Genomic DNA, 22,331 nt, shown 5'->3' with positions numbered 1-22,331 from the left:
CTTGCCCTTGCGCCGAAGTGCGCGTCATCGTCTCCGGCCTTCGGCGCCGCCTCGCGCCTGCACCCGCATGAGGCCGTGCTCAGGGGACAACAGCCACCGAAAATGATCCACAAGGGGCTCCACCGTCGCCGGATCTCGCAGCACCACGCCGAGTTCGATGTTGTCGGACAGGGCACGGTCGGTGAGATTGGCGCTGCCGAGCAAGGCGGTGTGCCGGTCAGCGGCGAGAAACTTGGCATGCATGACACCGGCCGCACCGGTCCGGTGCCACAGACGCACCTCTTCCGGGAGGGCTGCGAAGGCCGTCGAGGCGCGTGTCGACTCCTCGAGCACGAGATCGACCTGCACTCCGCGCCCCACGGCCCGGTCTATCTCCTCCACCACGTCCAGAGCCCCGTGCGCGGCGAAACTGGCGATCAGCAGCGAGGTCCTCGCCGAGCGGACCACTTCGACGGCCACACCACTCGTCAGCCGAACCGGCAGCGACGCGCTTGCGGGGCCGCTGACCACGACCTGAGGCGAGGTCGTTCGCGGAAGTGAGCGGGAAGTGGCCAGAGCGAGGGCGAGTCCCGCCCCCGTGATCCCTGAGGCCTCGGTACGCCAGGCATGGGTGATCTCGACGAGTTGACCGGCCAGGCCGGCCGCGGGCTGGGCGCGTATGAACCGGCTGAGAACCGGGTCGTCGGGATCGCCCACGGTCTTCAAGACGGACTCCAGGGCCAGGATCCTGTCGACGGGCAGGCGATCGCACAGAGCCGCCAGAAGGACCGGTAGGCGAGGCCCGCGGGCGTCACCGCGGGCGGTCGGCACGCCCGCTGGCCGATGGGGCGGCGGACTCCCCGGGTCACTGGTCTCCCGCCCCGCCGCATACCTGCTCACGGTCTGAACGCACACGTATTGCCAGCGAGGGTTTCCACCAGCAGCGCCCGGTCGAGGTAGTGGTTGCCCCGCTCGCACGATGTCTCCGCGGCGAACAGGCACGCGTGGCAACTCGCTCCGTGAAGCCGCGAATGGACCCGTGGATCGTGCTCGGCGCACATCGGGTCGGAGCTGCACAGCCTGGCCTCTTCCAGCGCCTGTGCGATCGCCGGTCCGAGCCGTTCTTTTCGGCCGAGGGAGACCAGGCCACCCAGCGTGCCCTCGCTGTCGGGGGCCGCCGTGTAGAGCAGGATCCCCGACATGGGATCGGAGCCCGAGCGGGCATAGATGCGCTCCGCGATGCCGGAGGCCCCGTATCCGCACTCGAGGGCGAACTGCCGGATGAGGACATGGGCCAGCGTGTGCAGGAGGACGTACCGGATCCCGGGCCAACGGGGTTCGTCGATACCACGGGCCATGCACCAGTCCCAGTGAGCCGCCTTCAGCACCTCCTCCCGTGCCTGGACGGCCTCCTGGCGTTCCCACTCGGCGAGGTGTTCTTCCTTGAGAGCGAGGAACACCCCCTCGCCGCGCAGCTCGGCGCAAGGGACCCAGCTCGGAGCATTGCGGCTGAGCGGGGCCACGGAGCGCGCCCGCACCTCCTCGCCCGGCAGCCACTCGGGGGCCTCTATGCGCGTGAAGCCGGTCAGTGCCGAGACTTCCCGCAGCCGGTGGACGAGGACGACGCTGTCGAGCCAATCGGAGGTCCCGTCGGGGACGCTACGTTCCCGCACCGTGGTGAAGTCCGGCAGCGTGTAGTTGCCTTTGTGCGTGAACGCCCGCCATTCCGGCGTGGTGAGGTCCGGTTCCTCCTCCTGCTCTGCCCGGTCAGGGGATGCCGTGCGGGCTTCCTTGGTCACGGCCGCCCATACGGCGTCGGCCCCGTACTGCTCCAGCTCGGGCCAGCACGCCTGCGTGGGCAGCAGCATCTTGGCCGCGTCCGGAGGAACGGCCGCCAGCGGGGAGAGCAGGCTCCAGTGCTCGCGAACAGCCTGGATGAGGGGCTCTTCGGCACGGGGGATGCTGAACAAGCGGAGCTGGGAGGCGAACCAGCTGTTGGTGGCACCGAGAACCATCGTCCGGGTCGGCTCCGTGCAGCCTCCTGGGGCGAAGGCCCCGAGGTGCGGGTGGTGCCCACGGCAACCAGGAAGGTTGCGTTCCCCTGCCTGCCCGAGGGCATCGGCCATGGAGCGGGGAGGTACATCGCAGGTGTTGCACCGGACGAAGACGTTCGCCGCCTCACCGGTGGTTCCGGACTCGGTCAGGCTGAGGGTGTGACCTTCCCCGGATGCGTTGCCGCGGTGGACGAAGTACACCCAGGGAAAGTCGTCCATGTGACCATCGGGGCAGGCCACGAGGAAGCGCGCGGGAAGTGCGGTGGGCTGTCCCGCTCCAGGGCCGCCGCAGTTGACGTGGACGTACCTCGTCTTCTCCGGGCGGAACATGTTCGGGCGGAGCTGGAAGAGGCCGCCGGAGGCCGGTGCCAGCTGGTTGCAGCGCTCTCGGGAGCAGCGCAGCCAACGGGGGAAGAGACCCACCGGGACACCCGTCCGGGTCCAGTCGCCGTACGGGTCGGCGGGGTTCTCTGGTAGGTGAGGTGGTGTCCGCAGGGTGGCGACCTGGCTGCCGAGACGGCGGCGTACGGCGGCCAGCAGGCGGTCCTCGGTCAGGACACGGGCCCGGACGGGATCCCAGTCGTCCAGCCCCATGACCATGGTGGACAGGTTGGGCAGGTCGGTGACGGCACCGATGCCGTAGGTGTGCAGCAGCTGGCTGGGGCGCAGTTCACCCACGCGCAGAGCGTCTGGTGCGGCGGCGGTCATGTCGTCTCCCAGGGGTCCGCGGGGTCCGCGCCGGTGTCCGGTGCGCTGTCGTCAGGCTGGTCTCGCGAGGTATAGGGCGGCTCGCCGGACAGATCGCCACCCGCTTCGCCGGTCAGGATGAGGCGGATCGGGGGCTCGACCTCGCGCAGGGACGTCGGGCAGGTCATGAGCCGCCAGGGCCCGCTGTCCGGCTCCAGCAGGAGCGGGGCCACATCACCCTGCCGCCGGGCCGCTCGATAGCCGAGGACCGATCCGGGGGCCTTTCGCTTCTGCTCCCAGTAGTCGAGCCGGGTGTCGAGCCGGGCCCGTACCTCGTCGGCGATGTGGCGGTCCTGGGTGACGTCCTTCGCCCGGAGGGCGAGGGACGCCACCGCATGATTGACGACCTCGCCGCGCCGGTCGACCCACTGAGCACCGCGGTTGGGGTTGTAGTCGGGCCTGAGGTTGCGGACCAGCGACGCCAGGACTCCGGTGAGACCCCGGTCCAGGGCGCGGTCCGCGAACGGTGTCACGGACAGGGCCTCCACGTGCTGGTAGATCGTGGCGTGGAAGGACTCGAAGGTCTCGTAGTGCGAAAGATCCCGGGGGCGCGCCCAGTTGAGCAGAGTGAAGACGAGACCGGGGGCCCTGCGGCCCACGCGGCTCGTCGCCTGGATGTACTCGGCGGTCGACTTGGGCTGGTTGTTGACGACCATGACGCCGAGCCGGGAGACGTCGACTCCCACGGCGATCATGTTCGTGGCGAGGAGGACGTCGATGGGCCGGGGCGACCCCTTGGGCCTGCTGCCGAAGGTGATGTCGAGCTTTTCCAGAATCTCCGGGATCGCGTCGGAGGCCATCCGGCTGGTCAGTTCGGCCGGTTCTCCGATCCGGCGTGTGGCCAGTCCGCGCCGGTCGGCCCGCAGGAGCCTGGTCGAGACGTCGTCCTCCACCAGCCGGCGCATCCCGCCCAGGTCGCGCAGGCTGTTGAAGTATCCGACGAGCGTCATGTACGGGTCGGTGAGTTCGCTGGCACCGTAGGTGTCGTGGAGGTACTGGGCAGCGGCGAGCTGGGCTACGAACACTCGAATGGCCACGGACTTCGTCCGCACTCCCTGTGCGCAGATGCCCACGTAACGGCGGCCCGGCATCTGGTCCGTGCGCCGCCGCCGTGCGAAGAACGTGTCGTCGGCGCTCAGCCCCGAGGGCGGAAAGACGGCCGTGCGACGGGCGAAGAGGTCGTGGATCTGGCGGTCGGCGCGGCGGACGGTGGCGGTCGAGGCGATGACCTTGGGGCGCACCGACCGGCCCGGCTCCGGCTCCCACGTCGAAAGCAGGTCCACCGCGGTCTCGTACAGACCCGTGAGCGAACCCAGGGGGCCCGAGATGAGGTGCAGCTCGTCCTGCACGATCAGATCCGGCGGGCGTACCCGGACGACCTCCACGGTGGAGGCCGGAGGATGGCCGCCGGCCGACGGATGGCTGGAGGACTCCCAGTCCGTGTCCACCGCGGACGGGGTGACATACCCGTGCCTGGTGCACCGTCGGGACACCTGGCCGAAGAGTGCCTGGGTGTCCCCCTTCCACGGCATCTGCGCGAATTTGTCGACCGTGGCGATGACGAGACTGGGCGGGAACCGGTAGATCTCCTCGTCCACGACGAGAACGGGCAGGCCCTGCTGTTCGGCGGGCAGCCCGAATGCGCTCGCGCCGAAGGGGCACTCGTAGGCATCGGAACAGGTGATGAACGTCCGGCGCAGGGTCTTCTCGACACTGATGTCGCGACCCGCCTCCAGTTTCGAGCCGCACCAGGGGCAGCTGGTGAGCTGGTGCGGGGAGCCCATGCGGCCGAAGCCGCCTCGGCCCTTGTCCTTCTTCTGCTCCCTCGCCCAGTCGCCGGCCTGATCCGTCGTGTTGGGGGTGACCCGGCCGCCCACCCACAGTCCGATCCGGAACGGGTTGTCGCCCCATCGCTCCGGCGCTTCCCTGCGGATCACTTCCGTCGCGCAGATCAGCGCGGCGGCCCGCTGGAACTGCTGGATGGTGAGCAGCCTCAGCGTGTACCGCATGATCACGGCCACGCCGTGCTCGGCGTCGAGGCCGCCGAGGTCCGGCCTACGGCGCCTCATGGCGAGGGTGAAGGCGGTCAGACCGAGATACGCCTCGGTCTTGCCGCCGCCGGTGGGGAACCAGAGCAGGTCGGCCAGCGCCGTGTTGTTGTCGGCGCGCTCCGCGTGTCCGGGGTTCGCGAGCGAGGGCAGGTTGAGCAGCAGGAAGGCCAGCTGGAACGGGCGCCAGCTGCGGTTCTTCGGCAGGTCGGCCTCAGCGACCGCTTCCTCAAGGGTCAATGACGTCGTGCGGCGGCGATTTTGTGCAGCGATGGTGTGCACGCGCTGGTTCCACATGGCGCGGTTGGCGAATTGGAAGGCGACCAGCGCTTCGGGGTCGTCCCGCAGCAGGTCGATTCCGTCCTGGATGCGGTCCGCCGCCTTCGCGGCGAGGCGCATGTTCTCCTCCGCTTCCTGCCTGAACGCGGCCAACCCGGCGTCGGGATCGTCCACCGAACCCATCTGGCGTTCGATCCAGGAGCGGTACCCGTCCACCAGGGGAAGCAGCGCGGCCCGGAGCGGCTCGGCCGCCATCAGGCTCAGCTCATACATGTCCACGGTGAGCGCGCCCAGTTCGCGCAGGTCCGCGTCCTCGTCCGTGTGCGGGTCCGGTACGTCGGTGTGCGGGATCTCGTAGGCCGGAGTGGCGGTGGTGGAGACGCGTACCGCCCGCCGGGGATCGCTCGGTGAGGCCTCCGCGTGCACTCCGGCTCCATGGCCGACGGCGAACTCGGGATGGAAGCGGTAGGTCATGGCGAGCGCACGCCGCTCGCCCTGGTCTCCCCCGGGTGCCTCGACGGTGCGGCGCGGCAGGAAGGGCGCGGTGCCGGGGCCGGCCGTGACGGCCATAGACGCCTGGAACATCCAGTGGGACGACCCACGCGTATCCTCCTGGCCGTTGACGAGGAACAGCGAAACCAGCCAGGAACCTTCGTGCAGCCGTGCCCGCCCTCGTACCACGATGTGGGGGAAGTCTCGGGCGTGCAGGGGGCGGGCTTCCAGCTCGCCCTCCACCAGCTTCACGTTCACGGTCTCCGCGCAGGGAACCCGGCGGAACACCCGCCTGGGGTTGCCCTCGATCTCGGAGTCGCCCCGTTCGTAATGGGCCCAGGCGCAGTCGACGGTCAGTTCCTGGATCTTCTTCTCCACCCGGACGGTCAGCCCCAGGGTCGACGGGTGGAGGCTGGGCATGCTGGGCGCGGACGGCTCCGGATCGCCGGCCTCGGGTTCCTGTTCCGGTGACACGCTGGTCTCGTCCAGGGTCTCCGGCGCCACCTCCTTGCCGACGGTCCGCAAGGCCGTTCCCTTGCCGGTCCGTACGCCGCCGGGTGCGAGGCGCCCGATGATGTAGTGGTCCAGGGGGTTCCCCGCCAGTTCCTCGGGCTCGTCACCGGTAGGGCCGAGCAAGTCGCGCACGACGAGCTCGGAGAGCCGGTCGCGCAGCTCCTGGGGGGTGGGCGTGGAAAGGACCGGGACGGAAGGCTCCGGCCCGGTCCCCGGAGAGGTGAGGGAGTCCTGGGTCACGGGCCCAGATTATGTGGGGCCACCGACAACCGGTACGACTTCAGCACGGAACCCCGAGCGCCCACGCCGTTTCACGCCACCCAAGAGGCCGGTTTCAGCCGGATCCTGATCAAGGCCTTTGGCCTTACGTACGGCCTTCATTACTGTGCGTGTCCGAGAGTGGTGTCAGGCCAGACCGCAGGACAACGCGGGGTGCGGGGGTTTGCGGGAGATGACGGAGAGTAGAACCGAGGGAATCCCGCATCAGCACCACCCCACCACGTACGGTGTGCCCCTGACACCCGCTCCGGCATGGGTCGCCGCATCCACCGGCTTCGGGGCCAACGGCCACCGCGGCGACTTCGGCGAGACCTTCATCCGGATGCTGGCGGCGGCGGCAAATCTCGACGCGGCCCGCCGGGAACGCGACAGGGTCGGCGTGGACTGGCAGCTGGGCCATCCCGGCAGGCCGGGAGTCCGCCGCTTTCCGGTCATCGAGGCGCAGGTGAAGTGCACGTCGTCGCCGACCGTCCACGACGAGCACATCAGCTTCCGGCTGGAAAACAAGAACTACAACTGGCTGGCGGGCCGGGACTACGAGCTTCCCCGGTTCCTCTTCGTCGTCCTGACCGCTTCCGATCCCATGGCCTGGTCGCAGGCGACAGAAGACCGGTTGATGCTGCGGCACGCCGCCTACTGGATGTGTCTCCACGACCACGAATTGGTGGAGGGCAAGAAGACGGACAAGCAGACGCTGCACGTCCCCCGCACCAATCTGCTGACCGTCGAGTCCTTGCACGACCTGTTCTCCAAGGATTACCGGGACATGCTGGTGATGGAATGACCGTGATCACGGATGCGGAATTCGCCGAGGCCGCGACCCTCGCCCCCGAAGTCGTCAGGCGCTATCTGGGCGGCAAGGGCTGGAGGGCCGAGCGGGGCCTGTCCAGCGGCGAGCTGTGGGAGTGGGGCGCCGAGGACGAATCGCGTCTCCCGTACGAGGTGCTGGTCCCGATGAGGCGCCGCCGGGACTACGCCGGCCGGGTTGCCGACATCCTGGAGGTCCTCTCCGTCGTCGAGGAGCGCCGCGCGGGCGACATCCTCAGGGAGATGCAACTACCGTCTTCCGATTGGCAGTTCCTCAGACTCACGCCGCCGGGCCCGTCGGGTACGGCGCCGCTGCTCGATCTCGTGTCGGCGCTGTCGGGGCTGAAGGAGCTGCATACGGCGGCCGCGTCCTCGGCCCTCACCCTGCAGTCCGTGCAGCCGGGGCAGAAGCCTCAGAAGGTCAAAGAGCACGTGGCTGCGGTACGGCTGGACCAGACCCGTGTCGGCAGCTACATCATCGCGGCACACACCCCACTGCCGGAGCTCGCGTTCGACCGACCCGGCGGGACGGCCGGACAGGGAGCTGCCGCCGGACAGAAGGCTCTCTTCGACGGCGATGCGTTTCCGGACAGCGAGCCGAACCCGCAGCTCACCGAGCCTTTCACACGCAAGGTGTCCAGGATGCTGTTCGCGGGTGTCATGTGCGCGCACGCGGCTGCGGACGCGGCCCTCCTAGGCGACTCTCTCGACGCCTTTGACACATACGTCACCGCCGGCGTGTCGGCGAACCTGTGCGAGGCACTGGTGAAGATCGCGGGCGAAGAGCGGCGGACGTTCTCGCTGTCCTTCGACTGGGCGCCCGAAATGCCGATGTCACAGACCTCGCCTCCGGTAACGCTCACCGGTCGTCACGTGCCCGCCCTGGAGGCCGGCGCGAAGGAGCTGAGGGAGCGGGCGGCCCGGGAGGAGGGCGCGATTCTGTACGGAGTCGTCACCCGCCTGAGCGGACAAGGGCATCGTCAGGCGACCATCTACGGCTCGATGCTCCACGAGGACCCGTCCCGAGTCCGCAGCGTGCGGGTGGAACTGCGCCCCGAGGACGTGGACAGGGCCGCTGCGGCGTGGCGCGACGGCTACGAAGTGGCGGTGCACGGCGACGTGGAGCCGTACGGGACCGGGGTACGGATGCGGGACTTGCGGGAGTTCGTGGTCAGGCCGGAGTAGCACGTCCCCCTCGCACCGCAGACGCGCGGGCGCCGGTGCGTACGCCTACCCCTCGAAGGGAAGCACCGCCTGTGCCGAGGCCTCGCCGAGGTAGGTGTACTCGCTCGACCGTACGATGCCGACGGAGTCCAGCCGCTGCCGGAAGCGGACCCGGAAGTGGACGTTGTCTCCGAGCCCCGGACGCATGCGCAGCAGTTCCTCAGGCTCCTCGAAGCGGACGTCGTAGGCCTGTGCGTTCTTGGCGGTTCCGGCCTTGACCTTCACCCAGCCGCTTTCGCGGAGTTCGGTGATGCGGCCGGAGATCGTGATGTCCTGATCCCGGTCTCGCGGCTCGCGCAACCGTTCCACATATCGCCTGCCGCGTTCGGTCAGCTGCGCCCGGCGCGTGCCACCGTCGGCGTCGTACCAGGTCAGGCCCAGGTCCAGCCGGTACTTCCCCAAGGCCCGGGACAGGGGTTCCACGGCATCGAAGAGTCGCGACCATTCACGTACGTCGCTCTCCGTCTCCAGGGCTCTCAGCAGTTCGGTGAGCGCGCTCATCCCGGTGCTCGCCGAGGATGTGGCGGACGACGCTTCCAGAGTGCCGTGCTCCACGGCAGCGGCGCCGGCGACGGGCCGTGCATGCACGACGGTGCTGCCCGCGGAGATGCCGGTGAGCTCCAGCTGGACGGGCGTCCCCGCAGCCGCGGAGAGAGCGGCCTCCATCGGGTGCAGGAGGGCATCGCCCCATTGGAACCGGAGGGCGCCCCCTTCCGTATCGGGGCCGGTCAGTCGCAGCCGGAGCTCCTCGTCGAGGCGGGCAAGCGGTGCGTACTCCCGCGCCGCCGCGAGGCGACTGGCCCGGTGCTCACCCTCGACCTCCTCGTCGTCCCGGTCCTCGGCACCCATCTCTTCAAGGAGCCGAGCCGCCGCGGCCTCCGCGGCCGGGTCGTCCCCCAGGAGCGCGCGCCTGTGCTCGCGCCAGCTGTCGCCGGTCACAGCCGCACCTCCAGATATCCGCGTGCCGGGGCGGCACTCCGCTCGGACGGTGAGCGGTCCGCTTGGTCAGACAGTCGGCAGCGCTGCCACCAGTCGTCCCACACACCCCTTTCTGTGAAGTATGTCCGCTCATCAGGGGTGAAGCGCTCCGGCTCGAAGACGTGGGCAACACGCCGGTACCCGATGCGGACCGGTGAGACACCGAACTTCTCGCGCATTCTGTCCCGGCTCTGGAAGGCCGTGGTCAGCCATTTCGAGCCGGGCCGGCCGCGCACGGCACGTTCGGCGTCGGTGTCGATCAGCAGAGTGGTGTCGATGTTCCGGGGGTCGAGCTTCGTACTGACGAAGCTGCCGCCGAGCCACATCCGGTGGATCAGCGGCATGCCGTTCAGAGCGTCCGCATAGGCGTCCTCAAGCGCGAAAAAGCAGTCGACGTAGCTGATCAGACCGTCCCAGAGCTCCGTACGCGACGGAGAATCCCGGAACTCCGACGCGCTGACCAGCATCGACTCCGCCTCGTGCAAGGAGACCGAGTGCCGGCCCAGGGGGAGGTACCCGTTGGCGGCGAAAGGAAGCACGTGAGGTCCTGTCTTGGTGCGAGAGAACGCCTTCGGCACGGTCGGGACGGCCAGTACGCGTCATCCTGCCGGTACGGCCTCGGCGGCGTCGACGCTTTCGAGAAGTCGATCCGCCGCCGACGCGCACGCTCCGCAGGTGCCACGTTCCGGGCCCCGGAAGGCGTGGTCGCATTTCTCGCAATTGCGGAGCGGGTGCCTGACGACGTCCGGGCGCGCTTCCGGAACCCTGAACGGCGGCATGGGCGGGAGCTGGGCGGCGAGGCGGTGGGCCAGTAGGGCGGCCGGGCGGTGCAGGGGCTCCGCCGGCAGGTCGGCGGTCAGGGCGTGGTGGACGGCGCTCGGCGGGAGATCGCGCTCCAGCCAGGCCACGACTCCGGGCGTGAGGTGCTCGACCTCCGGGATGGAGAGCAGCAGGCGCGGATCACCCCGGCGGAGGCCGGCGAGGACCTCGATGGCGGACTTGACGAGGTCAGGGGCGGGGTACGCGGGCTGCGGTACCGCTGGTAGCGCCCGCCGCGGCGGCTTGTCCTCCCGGCGTGCGGGGCGCCGGGGCTTCGACTCGGGCTCGTCCGTGGCGCCGGACCGCCCGGGCTGATTACAGGAGACGGTGCGGGTGACGACGCGACCGCTGCCGGTGCGTTCGCAGGTCCGGCGCAGATAGCCGTGGGCCTCCAGCTCGCGCAGGGCGGCGGCGATCCGGGTCTTCCCCTCGGGGAAGCGGGCGGCGAGGGTCCTGATGTCGATGAGCGCGCCGCCGGGAAGGGACTGGATGTGCACGGCCAGGCCGATGGCCAGCAGCGACAGCTCGGCGTGCTGGGCGAGGTGGTTGCCGACCACGGTGAAGCGGGCGGTGTGGCGGGAGTTGTCGTGGATGACACCGCCCGAGCGTGTGCTCGCACGGGCGCGCCGGGAAGGGTGGTTTTCCCCGCCGTTACGGGACTGGGCGTGCGGGCGCGCGCTAGTGTTCTGGGTATCCATCGGGAAGCCCTAACTTCCTCGGTGGTCAGGCCCCCGCATTGGGATTCGCACTCCCGGCGGGGGCCGACGCAAGTCAGCGGTGATGTGGTCTGTCGCGCTGAGCGTAGATCAGGCAACCCTCCTCGAAGCCAGCCAAGTTGGCCTTTTTCACTCAAGCGAGTGAGCCTGCGCCATGGGCGGGAGGGGGTGGGGTTTGGTGGGGTGCTTTCTCTCGTGTCTTGAGTCTTGGGATCGCCCCTGCCACCGGAGACCCACCGGGCGGGCGCCGGTGCGCGATCGATATCCCCAGGTCAGGGGCGCGGCAGGTCGAGTTCAGCCCATACGGTCTTCCGGGGGACGGGACCGAGCCCGACGCCCCACCGGTCGGCGAGCGCCTCGACGAGGAGCAGGCCGCGCCCGGAGTCGGCGCCGGGCGCCGGGACCCGGAGGACAGGGAGGCCGTCACCCCGGGTGTCCGTGACCTCGATACGGAGGCTGTCGGCGCCGGAGAGGAGCGCGAGGCGGAAGTCCCGGCCGGCGACCCGGCCGTGGGTGGCGGCGTTCGCGGCGAGCTCGGCGACCACCTGCTCGGCTGCCTGGGTGACGCGGTACGGCAGGTCCAGAGTGCGCAGCCAGTCGACGGCGAGCAGCCGGGCCAGCCGGGCGCCTCGCGGCGTGGGGGACAGCAAGACATCGAACTGAGTTGCTGGCGATGGGAGTTGGATGACCTTCTTCTGGTTCACGTCACCGAGCGTGGCGGTCCGCGCCTACCGTGAACAGCGACGACGCCGGTACGTAGGGCGACTGTCCGGAGCTTGTCCACTGCTGTCGGGGCTGTCGGAACACACCCCGTGGGTAGGGGCGTCGCGGCACGGAGGTACGGACAGAGGGGTGCGGGCATGGCGGTGGACGGCGCGACCGGGGCGGGGCGGCTCAAGAGCGAGGCGGACGAGCCGGGCTGGGAGGTGGACCCGGATGACGACTGGGGTGTGGCCGTGATCGCCACGGTAGGGCGGCAGTTGAGGCTTCGGAGGGAGGCGGTGGGGATGCGGGCCGCCGACTTCGGAGTGTCGGTCGGGTACGGCGAGGACCTGGTCTACAAGATCGAGGGCGGGAAGCGGATTCCCAGGCCAGAGTTCCTGGACAAGGCGGACGAGGTCCTGGACGCGGGTGGGCTGATCTCGGCCATGAAGGAGGACGTGGCGAAGGTCCGGTACCCGAAGAAGGTCCGGGAACTGGCCAAGCTGGAGGCTCAGGCGGTGGAGCTTCAGCTGTACGACCCGCTTAACATCCACGGCCTGTTGCAGACCCCGGAGTACGCGCGTGGGCTGCTGCTGATGCGGCGGCCGGCGTACACGGAGGATGACGTGGAGCGGATGGTGGCTGGCCGCGTGGCTCGGCAGGCCATCTTCGAGAAGGACCCCGCCCCCGAACTCAGCTTCGTCCTGGAGGAATGGACGCTGCGACGCCCGCTAGGTGGGCGTCCTCTGCTGCGTGCTCAGCTGCAGCGCCTCTTGGAGCTCGGGCGGTTGCGGAACGTCGAGCTTCAGGTGATGCCGATGGAGCGCGAGGAGCACGCCGGACTGGCAGGCGGTATCGAGGTGCTGAAGTTCGGGGACGGCTCAGCCGTTGGCCGCTCGCCGGCTGTGGCCAACGGCCGCCCGGTCACTGAGCCGAAACAGCTCCATATCCTTGAGATGCGGTATGGCATCATCCGGGCTCAGGCTCTCACGCCCCGTGAGTCGACCGCCCTCATCGAGCAACTGCTGGGAGAGACATGATCCGCAACACCCCGGCCGGGGACGACTCCGAACTCGCCTGGTTCAAGAGCAGCTACAGCAGTAGCAGCGAAGGCGACTCGTGCGTCGAAGTCGCCAACGCCCCCGGGACCGTCCATGTCCGCGACTCCAAGTGCCTCGACGGCCCCCAGCTCGCGCTTGCCCCGGGCGCGTGGGCGGGCTTCGTGACGTACGCGTCGGGCTGCTGACCCTGCGCACTGCGTGCGCCCCGCGCCTGGTTGTCACCAGGAGCGGGGCGCACCGCTGTACGGATCAGAACAGGGCATCCGGCTGAGGGAACAGCCCGTCGTCCTCGAACCCATCGGAGGAGCTCTCTGGATCACGCACGGCGGCCCGCGCCTTCGCCTTGGCCTTACGGGCGGCAGCCCGCCTCCGCTTGGCCTCCGGCGTATGCAGCCCCTTGTCCAGTTCCTCCTTGTAGCGGGCGTGGTTCAGCTCCAGGAGACGGTCCAGGATCTCGGTCTGGGCCTCGGGAGCGACGGTGAAGCGCTCGCCTTGAGGCGTTGCATAGAAGCCGTGCTTGAGGTCCAGGTCAGTCCAGCCGTAGGCCTCGGCGATGGCCCTGTCAACCTCAACATGGGCTTGCCTGATGTCCTCGATGCCGGGAGAGACATCGGACTCAGAGTGGACGATCCTGTAGGTGGAGGTGAGACCGATCTCGTTGGTGGACATGATGGCCCGCTGGGCCTTCTCCAGAGCATCACCCGCTGCGTGAAGGCGCGAGGTCTCGCCAGGGCGAGGGAAAGTCTCATACACGTCGGACGGCGAGTAGTTTAGGTCATCCTTCATGGTCGCCGAGTATTTCCATGCCCATCTCGTGTGAAAAGAGCTGGAAAGCAGCGCTAGCTGGGCTGAGCTGTCCGTGGTAAAGACTGCAAGCTTATGTGCGAGTACTTGCCGTGCTGAGACTCGGGCCGGCATCACCGTACTGCTGACCAGTGCAATCACAACAACCTGGTCCAAGTGCGCAATTCCCTCGATCAAGGAGGTCTGCTTCTCGGCGTACTGCCACCAACGCTCCCGGTAAACCTTGCGGTTGTTCTGTGCTCGGACTGGCTTCACCTCACGCTCGACGATCGCAAAAAGATCACTGAACTTGGCAGCCTCCTCTTGCGTCCAGTCGTGGAAATTAATCACCCAGCGGCTGGCGGTACCTCCTGGGCGCTGGTTCAGATCCCTTCCGATGAGGTACGGGAACAGCGCGTCCGCGTTCCTCGGGTCCTTTGCGGTAAGTGCCCGCGCATCCTCAGGCAATAGGACGAAGCCTGTCCCCAGCACGTACGAGCCGATGTACGACTGCGCCTCATTTTCCACCAGCCGAAGTGGGTTCCCCGACGCCCGCGACTGCGGGTCCAGCCCTGGTGTAATCCCTCGCACGTCGTTCCCGTCCAGGACGGCAACTTCACTCTCGCCTAGCTTCCCAACCAGCCACAGCAACGACACGATCACTGCCGCCGACCCCATCCACGACTGAGACTTCACGGCGCGGTACACCGTCCACCCATCCGCCATTGCCTGGTCGAGGCCGACCTCCCGAGTTGGTCCCTGGGCGATCGTGTTCGTCGCGATGACGCCAGTACGCTGCCCCGGCGCCAAGGACAGGTTCCGCAGCAAGAAGTAGGAGCACAGGTCCGCGCTGCCCCGCTTGCCTCCGCCAATCCGATTAACCAGGTACTCCCGATAGTCCTGGCCCAACGCGCCTGTGAGCTTCTTGCCGCCCATGAACGGCGGGTTTCCCACCACCGCATCGAACCCAGTGGTGCCCCCCACCCCCATGACCTCCGGGAACTCCAACGGCCAGTGCAGCGGCCGCACCGCCTCCGCCCGGGGGCCCTTCAGCCAGCCGTCGACGATCTCCCGCGCCTGACCCTCGGCAGCAGCCGCCCCCGCCCCGCCCTCCAGCGCGGTAGCGACCAGCCCCGCCACGGACTCCAGCCGGTTCCGGTACGCCCGGGACTTCGCGTCCTCCTTGGCGTCGCGGAAGCGGGCCGCACCGCGTGCACCGCCCACGTTCTCCTCGCCGGAGATGTCGGACGCCTCCTCGTCGGAGAGGCCCTCGGCCGCCAGGGCCGCGCCGACCACCGCGTCGGCCGCCAGCCGCAGCCGCTCGCTGCGCGCCTGGGCCTGCCCCAGCAGTTCCGCCTTGTCCCGTATCACCCGGATGTCGTCCACCGGCATGGCCTCGATCTTCCGCCGAAGCTCCGCCGCCTCCGAGAGGAACGTCTCCGTGACGGAGAGGGCCCGCTCCACCTCCGAGCTCAACTGCCGGTTCTCCACATCCAAGTGGAACATCTTGACCTGCCGGACATCGATGACCCCCACCAGCGAGTCACCCGACCGCAGCGCATGGTCCAGAAACGAGAACGGCCGCCCCTTCGCCAGCGTCACCAGCCACAGCGACAGCTTCGCCAGCTCCACCGCCATGGGGTCGCGGTCGACGCCGTAGAGGCAGCGGTCGGCCACCAACCGCCGCGCGATCCGGTGGAGTTGCTCGTGGTCGTCGCGGTCGACGTCCCGGGCGATCTCGGGCGGGAGGTCGGGCTCCCGGAGCCATGCCTCCACGACCCGGTCAGAGAGATACCGGCAGGCGGAGACCAGGAACGCGCCCGAGCCCATCGCCGGGTCCAGGATCCGCAGCTTCAGCAGCTCGTCCGCGGACTTGGCCCGCCAGACGCCCGTCTCCGCGCCCTCGGCCGGTCCGGGCGAATAGCAGAGCGGCGCGAGGGTGTGCTCGACGACCTCCTCGGCCAACGCCTTCGGGGTGTAGTGGGTACCCGTGTCGCGGCGGTTGCCCGAGCGGACCACGATGACCGAGCCCGCCGGCCACACCTTGGGCTCGCCGCGCAGGTCGAGCCCGTACAGGGCGGAGAAGGCCGCGGCCCGATCCACCAGCTCCGGGTCACTGCCGCACGCCGTCTCCAGCTCGACCGTCACCGCGCCCGACTTGGCCTGCGAGGCCGTCACCGTCGGCGGCTTCGTGCCGGAGGCGGCGGCGACTTCGTCCGCGAGGGTTCCGGCCGCCTGCCACTCCTCCAGGCGGGCCAGTGGCAGCACCGCCTCGTACTTCTTGTCCCGGCCGAAGGTGACGCCCACGTACGGCTCGTCCGCCCACTGGCAGCCGTACTCCAGCAGGCCCTCGTAGACGTGGCCGATCTGTTCGACGTCCAGGCCCTTGTAAGAGAGGCGCTCCCTGCCCTTGAAGCCCTTGCGGGCACGCAGGGTGAGGAGGGCGTCGAGGATCTCGTAGACCACCCGGTCGGTGACCTTGGCCCCGACCAGCCACGGGAAGCGGGACGGGTCGAAGAGGGAGCCGCCGTACGCGGGGATCCACAGGCGGTCGTGCGTGCAGCCGCCGTGGATCGCGGCGAACACGGCGAGCAGGCGCGGCCAGGTCGCCTCCACCCGGTCGCCGAGCTCGTCGCCGTGCAGGCTCTGCGCGGTGGCCAGTTGCTCGTGGAGCGGGCCGACGGCGTACGAGGCGTCGTACAGCTCGTCACCGGCGGGCAGCAGGCGCTGCTCCTCGGCGTACAGGAGGAAGACCAGGCGCATCATGACGGTGAGCGCGCCCTCGTAGACGTCCTTCGCGGGGACACCGCCGAGGAGACTGCCGCCGGCCTCCCGGTCGAGGCGGGACACCTCGGCGACGAGCAGTGACACCGCCTCGCGGACCTGGCGGCCGAGGGTGTCGGTGACGTCGGACTGGGCCTTCGCGGTGCGCTCGAAGAGGGCCGCCGTGGACTCGGACGGCTTGCCCTCGGCATCCACCGGCGGGCGCACCACCCGGCGGGCGGCGAGCAGGCTCGCGAAGGCGCGGGCCAGGATCGGCTCCTCGGACCACAGGTCCGCGTCGAAGACGGCGACGGTCGTCGCCTCTTTCGGGCGGGCGTGGACGAGCGCCCACTCACGGCCGTTGGTGACCATGGCCAGCGGCACGTTCCGGGCCCGGCACAGCTCGGCGGCGCGGTCGACGAGGCCCGGCTGTTCGCCGCGCGAGCGGTTGAGGCGCTCGCCCCAACCGTCCGTACGGAAGAACAGGGCGCGCGGGGCGAGGCCGGACTGGCCGGGGCCGAGCAGGACGGCATCGGGCGTGTTCGCGCCGGCGTGCAGCGATTCGGGGATCGCGGCGCCTTCGCGCAGGCCCGGCGCACGCCAGTCCAGCAGCTTGGTCAGAACGAACCGCTCCCAGGAGGACCGCAGCAGGTCCGGGTCCTCCCGGACCTCCGCCCAGGCCTGGCGCAGCTGCCCCCGAACGTCGTCGGGAATGGTGTCGAGGCCCGTCTGGAAGACCTCCAGCAGCACCGGCAGCGAGATGAACGGGCCGTCGGGGCGCAGCAGCCTGAGCCAGTCCTCGTGCTGCTCGGCAGGGGTGGGGACCGAGCCCTTCGGCGGGTACTTCTTGCCTGCGGTGGCAGCGGTCGGCATCAGCGGCTCTCCTGGCGAGCGGTGGCGGTGGCGGTGGCGGTGGCGGTGGCGGGCGAGAGGGAGCGGGGGACGAGGAAGGTCACGGCAACCGGGAACCAGCGGGGCGAGGGATCGGCCCAGCGGCGGCGCAGCGCCGCCGTCTCCGTCTCCATCACCTGCGGCAACCGCTCCCAGCGCTCCTTGAGCGCGTCGCGGTCCGCGCGCAGCTGCCGCCTCTCGTCGTCGATGTCGAACAGCGACTCCTGCTCCCAGTGTCCCTGATCGTCCAGACGGTCCCGGATCGACTGCCTCAGGTCCTCCAGCACCGTGCGCATGCCCTCGACCTCCTCCTCGCACCGCTTGGCGAGCAGCGCTTCGAGGGAGCGGAAACGCCGGTTGGCCTGCGTGTTCAGTGCGCGGCCGAGCCGCTCCTCCAGCTGCGGCCACAGTCCGGCGAGCTCGGCCCGTACCTCGTCCGCGGGCAGTTCCTCGGTCGCGGCCGCCAGCCACGCCTCGACCTCGTCCTTCTTCACCGGCGCGAACTTGCCGCCGTCGATCAGCCCACCCGCCGCGATCACCTCCTCGTGGAGGCGCGCACCACCTCGGCCGGTGATGACGACCCGGCCGTGCGCGATCAGGGCGGGCTGGCGCAGCAGCCCGTCCGGCACCACGCGGGCCGTGACCCGGGACAGCTTGGCCGAGGCGTCCGCCGACCACAGCTCCGCCCGCAGCAGCCGCAGGCACATCTGCACCAGCCGGTGGCCCAGGTGCAGGTGCACCACGTCCGTACGGTCGCGGGCCTCGGCCTCGTCGAAGACGACCGGACGTTCCTTGCCGGTGAGCGGGTGCTTCAGGCCGTCGTTGCGGGCCCTGGCCCAGGCGCCGGGCAGCTCCGGCAGCCGGAAGCAGCGGGCGCCGCGCCCGGCCCGGGGGTCGGGCACCTCTGCGAGGTCCTTGCGGTGGGCCAGCAGCAGCCCCGTACGGACGACCCGCTCCACCGTCGCCGGGGTCAGGTGCAGCTCCTGGCGGCTGTCGGCCAGTGCGCCCACCAGGCGCTCCAGGTCCCGGGCCAGGTCCCGCTCGACCTTCAGCACGGCCTTCCCGGACCGCCGGGTGATCTCTGCGTCGGCGGTGGTCCAGCTGGAGCGCCGGCCCAGCATCTTCTGCTCCACCTGCGCGGCGATCACTTCGCCGGCGCTGCCCAGGTCCTCGCGGATGCGCTCGGTCTTGCGGGCGGCCACGGCGAGGAAGTGCAGCTCGTCCTCCAGCGCGCCGTCCTCGTAGCCGGAGTCCGTGGTGTCGTCGTCGGCAGGCGCGAAGCCCTGCCAGCCGCGGGGCACGAAGTGGAAGACGTCCACCTGGTCGGCCTTCTGCCCGTGCCGGTCCACACGGCCGTTGCGCTGCTCCAGCCGGTTCGGGTTCCAGGGGATCTCCCAGTGCAGCACCCGGTGGCAATGGGCCTGGAGGTTGATGCCTTCGCTGGCCGCGTCGGTGCCCAGCAGGATGCGTACGGGTGACAGGTCGGGGCTCTCCTGGAAGACCTGCTTGACCCGCTCGCGCTCGTCCCGGTCCTGGCCGCCGAACAGCTGGGTGATCCGATCCGCCGGGTATCCGGCGGCCAGCAGCTGCCCGTACAGCCAGCGCTGGGTGTCGCGGTACTCGGTGAAGACGATGACCCGCTGGTCCTCCCACGAACCCTTCGGCCCGTCGGGGCAGACGATGCGGTCCAGCCATTCCCGGAACCGCTCGAACTTGGCGTCCGGACGCTTCCCGGCCTCCGCCGCCCAGACGTCCAGCTCCTTGAGGAGCGTGTGCTCCCGGTCGGTGAGCGGACGCATCGCCTGGCGGGCGGCGGTGAGAGCACGCTTCGCCGCCTCCGCCTGCTCCTGTTCGTCGGCCTCCTCGGCCTCCTCGATCCCGTCGATCAGCGGCCGCAGCACGCGGATGCTCGGGGTGGGCTCCTGCTCGGGTCCCGTCGCGGGACCCGCCTGGCGGGCCCGCATCGTGTCCAGATGGGTGTGGACGGTCTCCGCGAACGCCTTCGGCGACGACAGGAACCGCTTCTTCAGGAGCGTCGTGACGAAGTCGGAAGCCGCCCGGCCCGCCTTCCCCCCGCCCTGGTCCCCGCGGCGGGAGCGGGCGTACTCCGCCAGCTTCGCGTACGCCTCCCGGGTCGTGTCGTTGTGATCGATCTCCAGTGCGTGCGGCACACGCTTCGGGAAGCGCGGCTTGCCGTTCCACAGGGGCGGGAGGTCCGACTTCATCCGGCGGACCATCACCCGGCTCAGCTGCTCGCTCGACGGCTTGACGCCCCGGGCGAAACGGTTGTCGTCCAGCAGTTCGAGGAGTGCGGTGAAGGACTCCAGGAAGCCGTTGTGCGGGGTCGCGGAGAGGAACAGCCGGTGCTCGCAGTGCGGCGCCAGCAGCTTCACCGCCTCGGTGCGGTGCGAGTCCACGGCGTACTTGCCCGTCCCGGACGGGGCGCAGGTGTGCACCTCGTCCACGACCAGCAGGTCGAAGGCGCGCGGATACTCCGGCACCTGGGGCAGCACCTCGCGCAACATCCGCAGCGAGCGCTCGCGCTTCAGCCAGTCGATCGAGACGATCAGCCGGGGGTAGTGCGTCCACGGGTTGGCGTACGGGCCGGCCGCCCGGCGGAGCTCGCGCATCATCTTCGTGTCGACGATCCGGAAGTCCAGGCCGAACTTGTCCCGCATTTCGTCACGCCACTGGAGGGTCAGCCCGGCGGGACACACGATGAGCATGGACCGGGCACGGTGGCGCAGCATCAGCTCCTGCATCACGAGGCCGGCCTCGACCGTCTTGCCGAGGCCGACGTCGTCGGCGATCAGAAGATTCGTGCGGGGCATGGAGAGGGCGCGGACCACCGGATCCAGCTGATAGTCCTGGATCTCCACGCCGGAGCGGAAAGGGGCTTGCAGTGCGGTCTTGTCCGCGGAGGCGATGGCGCCCCAGCGCACCGCGTCAAGAAAGGCGTCCAGTCGGCCGGGCTCGTCGAATCCGTTGAGGGGCGACGGCAGCTCGTACTGGTCGTGGATGTCCGTCGCCTGCTCCAGCTCCCAGACGACCCTTAGCTCCTCGTCGCGGCCGTCACTCTCGAGTGAGGACAGTTTGACCAAATGGGTGGCGACGGCCTCGGCGGCCCGCACTGGGTCGTCGCTGGCGGCCGTCGAGCGGACCACGTCGGTGACGACCCACGGACGGTGGCGGACGGTGACCCGCTGGCCGGGGGCAGGCACCGGCGCGCTCGACGTACCCGGATGTGCAGCCTGCGTCGTCATCTCGCCCATTCCCCCACCTGCCACGAACGTCCCTTGCCTACCGTCGTTCGAGTCTAGATGTGGGATGTGCGCTGATGGCTGGACTTCTGCACGGAGCTCATTTGAGGAGCCCACGAGCCCAAGAGCTACGCCGCCGGCCGCCCCTTGGGCCGTCGCAGCCCGGCCGCCGTCAGTCTGCGGACCAGCTCCTTGCTGCCGATCTCCACCGCGCCCGCGCGCACCGCGTCCGCGTAGCGCTGCTCCGGGATGTCGTAGTGGTCGCGTTCGAAGGCCTTCGGCGGGCAGCCGATCGACGCCGCGAAGGCGTGCAGTTCCTCGAACGAGGTGTCGCTGACCAGGTGCGACCACATGCGGCCGTGCCCCGGCCAGTCGGGCGGGTCGATGTACACCGTCACCGGCGGCTCATTCGCCGAAGCCTGAGCCGTCGCCGGAGCCGGAGCCGGAGCCATCGCCGGAGCCGCCGAGGACCGCTCCCAGGGCGCCCACCGGCGCCACCCGCACGCCGGCCTCCGAGCACACCCACATCGGGTCCGGTCCGAGCTCGGGCTCCACGTCCAGCGCGTGCGGCTCGCCGTGGCCGCAGACCGGGCACAGCGGCCAGCGTCCGTACTTCTCCAGCAGGGCGTCCTTCACGTCCTGGGCGACGAGGCCGGCGAGGTAGTCGACGCCCTCCGGCCACTGCTCCACCCACCACCGGCGGTGCGTGACCGCGTCCTCGACGAGGGAGACGACATAGGCCTCGGCGACATCGCCCGCGACGAGATCGGCGAGTACCAAGGCGCGTGCGGCGTGCAGCGCCTGCTCACGGGGGGGTGGGGGGGTCGCGTGGTCCATGGACACATTGTGGACCCGGACCGGCCCCGTGGCGAAGGTCCTCTTTCGCCGGTGACTTATGGCGTCTTGACGTTTCCACCCCTCTGAAAATAAGTTTCAAGGGTGAGCGAGAACCTGAAAGAAACCTTCAGCGATGGGATTCCGACGGCCCCCACCGCCCCCGCCCCCGTCCCCACCGCCCCCGTCCCCGCCCCCGCCGCCCTGCGGGCCCGCGTCCGCAGTCTCGGCCCCTCGATGACCCGCTCCATGCAGGCCGTCGCCGAGGCCGTCGCCGAGGACCCGGCGGGATGCGCCGCGCTCACCGTCAGCGACCTCGCCGCCCGCACCGACACCAGCGAGGCCACCGTCGTCCGCACCGCCCGCCTCCTCGGCTACGCCGGGTACCGCGACCTGCGCCTCGCGCTCGCCGCCCTCGCCGCCCAGCAGGAGTCCGGCGCGGCCCCGGCCGTGACCGTGGACATAGCCGTCGACGACTCCCTCGCCGACGTGGTCGCCAAGCTGGCCCAGGAGGAGGCGCAGACCCTCGCCGACACCGCCGCCGGACTCGACGTCGCCGCCCTGGGCTCGGCCGTCGCCGCCCTCGCGGGCGCCCGGCGCATCGAGATCTACGGCGTCGGCGCCTCCGGGCTCGTCGCCCAGGACCTCGCGCAGAAGCTGTCGCGCATCGGCCTGATCGCCCACGCGCACAACGACCCGCACCTGGCCGTCACCACCGCCGTGCTGCTGCGCCCCGGCGACGTGGCCGTCGCCATCACGCACTCCGGCGGCACCGGCGACGTCATCGAGCCCCTGCGGACCGCCTTCGAGCACGGAGCCACCACCCTCGCGCTCACGGCCCGCGCCAACTCCCCCGTCGTCCATTACGCCGACCTCGTGCTGGCCACCTCCGCCGCCCGCGAGACCCAGCTGCGCCCGGCGGCCATGTCGAGCCGGACCAGCCAGCTCCTCGTCGTGGACTGCCTGTTCGTGGGCGTCGCCCAGCAGACCTACGAGACGGCGGCGCCCGCGCTCGCAGCCTCGTACGAGGCGCTCGCACCCCGCCACCACACCCCCGTACCCACCGCCAAGCGCACCAGCACCACCCGCTAGCAGCAGCAAC

At 70.0% G+C, this 22,331-nt stretch carries 16 protein-coding genes; 5 read left to right on the top strand and 11 right to left on the bottom strand.

Annotated elements, in window-relative coordinates:
• Positions 1-24 precede the first annotated feature (24 nt).
• The 3 genes from drmC to drmA all read right to left on the bottom strand — a co-directional run bounded on the left by drmC (position 25) and on the right by drmA (position 6,352).
• Positions 25-810 carry a DISARM system phospholipase D-like protein DrmC gene (drmC, locus tag ACIQV3_RS29740; protein WP_403717204.1) on the bottom strand — a complete coding sequence of 262 codons (786 nt, stop codon included), beginning with the start codon at positions 808-810 and terminating at the stop codon, positions 25-27.
• Positions 811-875: 65 nt separating this feature from the next.
• Positions 876-2,741, bottom strand: a complete 1,866-nt coding sequence (gene drmB / locus ACIQV3_RS29735) for a DrmB family protein (RefSeq protein ID WP_403717202.1) — start codon at positions 2,739-2,741, stop codon at positions 876-878.
• Positions 2,738-6,352, bottom strand: a complete 3,615-nt coding sequence (drmA, locus tag ACIQV3_RS29730; RefSeq protein WP_403717199.1) for a DISARM system helicase DrmA — start codon at positions 6,350-6,352, stop codon at positions 2,738-2,740. Before drmA ends, drmB begins: the two co-directional genes overlap by 4 nt.
• Before the next feature lie 211 nt (positions 6,353-6,563).
• Between drmA and ACIQV3_RS29725 the strand changes: the two genes are divergently transcribed.
• Both ACIQV3_RS29725 and ACIQV3_RS29720 read left to right on the top strand, forming a co-directional pair.
• The gene (locus ACIQV3_RS29725; RefSeq protein WP_403717197.1) at positions 6,564-7,175 is read left to right on the top strand and encodes a DUF4365 domain-containing protein; all 612 of its coding nucleotides are present in this window, start codon (positions 6,564-6,566) and stop codon (positions 7,173-7,175) included.
• A 2-nt stretch (positions 7,176-7,177) separates the two neighbouring features.
• A complete protein-coding gene (locus ACIQV3_RS29720) occupies positions 7,178-8,383 on the top strand; it encodes a hypothetical protein (protein ID WP_403717195.1) in 1,206 nt (401 codons plus the stop codon).
• Positions 8,384-8,428: 45 nt separating this feature from the next.
• Here ACIQV3_RS29720 and ACIQV3_RS29715 read toward each other — a convergent pair whose 3' ends face one another.
• The 4 genes from ACIQV3_RS29715 to ACIQV3_RS29700 form a co-directional block, all read right to left on the bottom strand.
• Positions 8,429-9,361, bottom strand: a complete 933-nt coding sequence (locus tag ACIQV3_RS29715) for a hypothetical protein (RefSeq protein ID WP_403717192.1) — start codon at positions 9,359-9,361, stop codon at positions 8,429-8,431.
• Positions 9,358-9,939 (bottom strand): DUF6932 family protein, encoded by a 582-nt coding sequence (locus tag ACIQV3_RS29710; protein ID WP_403717247.1) that lies wholly within the window; start codon positions 9,937-9,939, stop codon positions 9,358-9,360. The genes ACIQV3_RS29715 and ACIQV3_RS29710 overlap by 4 nt, the downstream gene beginning before the upstream one ends.
• Positions 9,940-9,999: 60 nt before the next feature.
• The gene (locus ACIQV3_RS29705) at positions 10,000-10,917 is read right to left on the bottom strand and encodes a helix-turn-helix domain-containing protein (RefSeq protein ID WP_403717190.1); all 918 of its coding nucleotides are present in this window, start codon (positions 10,915-10,917) and stop codon (positions 10,000-10,002) included.
• Between the two features lie 290 nt (positions 10,918-11,207).
• A complete protein-coding gene (locus ACIQV3_RS29700; RefSeq protein ID WP_403717189.1) occupies positions 11,208-11,639 on the bottom strand; it encodes an ATP-binding protein in 432 nt (143 codons plus the stop codon).
• A 156-nt stretch (positions 11,640-11,795) separates the two neighbouring features.
• Here ACIQV3_RS29700 and ACIQV3_RS29695 point away from each other — a divergent pair, with 156 nt between their 5' ends.
• Both ACIQV3_RS29695 and ACIQV3_RS29690 read left to right on the top strand, forming a co-directional pair.
• On the top strand, positions 11,796-12,677 hold the full coding sequence (locus ACIQV3_RS29695) for a helix-turn-helix domain-containing protein (protein WP_403717187.1): 882 nt from the start codon (positions 11,796-11,798) through the stop codon (positions 12,675-12,677).
• The gene (locus ACIQV3_RS29690; RefSeq protein WP_403717184.1) at positions 12,674-12,883 is read left to right on the top strand and encodes a DUF397 domain-containing protein; all 210 of its coding nucleotides are present in this window, start codon (positions 12,674-12,676) and stop codon (positions 12,881-12,883) included. The genes ACIQV3_RS29695 and ACIQV3_RS29690 overlap by 4 nt, the downstream gene beginning before the upstream one ends.
• A 64-nt stretch (positions 12,884-12,947) precedes the next feature.
• Here ACIQV3_RS29690 and ACIQV3_RS29685 read toward each other — a convergent pair whose 3' ends face one another.
• From ACIQV3_RS29685 to ACIQV3_RS29670, 4 genes are all read right to left on the bottom strand, one after another.
• Entirely contained in the window at positions 12,948-17,117 is a 4,170-nt protein-coding gene (locus tag ACIQV3_RS29685) for an Eco57I restriction-modification methylase domain-containing protein (RefSeq protein ID WP_403717182.1), read from the bottom strand.
• The gene (gene drmD / locus ACIQV3_RS29680; protein ID WP_403717180.1) at positions 17,117-20,398 is read right to left on the bottom strand and encodes a DISARM system SNF2-like helicase DrmD; all 3,282 of its coding nucleotides are present in this window, start codon (positions 20,396-20,398) and stop codon (positions 17,117-17,119) included. Before drmD ends, ACIQV3_RS29685 begins: the two co-directional genes overlap by 1 nt.
• Positions 20,399-20,523: 125 nt before the next feature.
• Positions 20,524-20,793, bottom strand: coding sequence for a DUF4031 domain-containing protein (locus ACIQV3_RS29675; RefSeq protein ID WP_403717178.1), 270 nt, complete (start codon positions 20,791-20,793; stop codon positions 20,524-20,526).
• A gap of 7 nt (positions 20,794-20,800) precedes the next feature.
• Positions 20,801-21,232, bottom strand: a complete 432-nt coding sequence (locus tag ACIQV3_RS29670) for a hypothetical protein (protein WP_403717176.1) — start codon at positions 21,230-21,232, stop codon at positions 20,801-20,803.
• A gap of 102 nt (positions 21,233-21,334) precedes the next feature.
• Between ACIQV3_RS29670 and ACIQV3_RS29665 the strand changes: the two genes are divergently transcribed.
• Positions 21,335-22,321 carry a MurR/RpiR family transcriptional regulator gene (locus ACIQV3_RS29665; RefSeq protein ID WP_403717174.1) on the top strand — a complete coding sequence of 329 codons (987 nt, stop codon included), beginning with the start codon at positions 21,335-21,337 and terminating at the stop codon, positions 22,319-22,321.
• Positions 22,322-22,331: the final 10 nt, after the last annotated feature.

Origin of the sequence: Streptomyces sp. NPDC099050, from assembly GCF_044759865.1 — a bacterium.
GTDB lineage: Bacteria > Actinomycetota > Actinomycetes > Streptomycetales > Streptomycetaceae > Streptomyces.
This window is presented reverse-complemented; position numbering and strand designations above follow the sequence as displayed.